The organism is Chryseobacterium sp. SIMBA_038 (assembly GCF_046535115.1).
In the GTDB taxonomy this organism is placed as follows: domain Bacteria; phylum Bacteroidota; class Bacteroidia; order Flavobacteriales; family Weeksellaceae; genus Chryseobacterium.
This window is the reverse complement of record NZ_JAWRXH010000050.1, coordinates 1-366: the sequence shown is the minus strand read 5'-3', so window position 1 is coordinate 366 and position 366 is coordinate 1. Positions and strand designations below refer to the sequence as shown.

General features: G+C 50.8%; 1 protein-coding gene. It reads left to right on the top strand.

Annotated elements, in window-relative coordinates; all coding sequences use genetic code 11:
• Positions 1-366, top strand: a 366-nt coding sequence (locus SB689_RS22675; RefSeq protein ID WP_410694328.1) for a hypothetical protein, incomplete at both ends; no start/stop codon positions are given.

Here is a 366-nt window from a genome sequence, read left to right as displayed (position 1 = left end):
ATGCTGCAAGGGAGGATAACTTTTGATAGGCAGCTCTACAAGACCGACAAGGAATTGCAGGCAGTCGCCTTTTCTACGGAGGTTGGCTACTTCCGCCAACGTAAGCGGGCACTAACTCATGTTTTCGGTGCTCATTTTGATATGGCGCCGAACGAGCCAGGGCACCCCGTTTATCATGGACAAATCAAGAGCTTTTCCAAATGGTACGACGAGTTCAAAGGACAGGCGCTTTTTCCAGAGAATTGCGAGTTATCGGACAGTTTGGGGAGCATACTTGCTAACGTCCGTATTCCTTCGGCGCATATGGACCCGTTTTCATATGTCCTTCAACTCGGCGCAGACCATCTCATTTGGCGGGACTCGGCC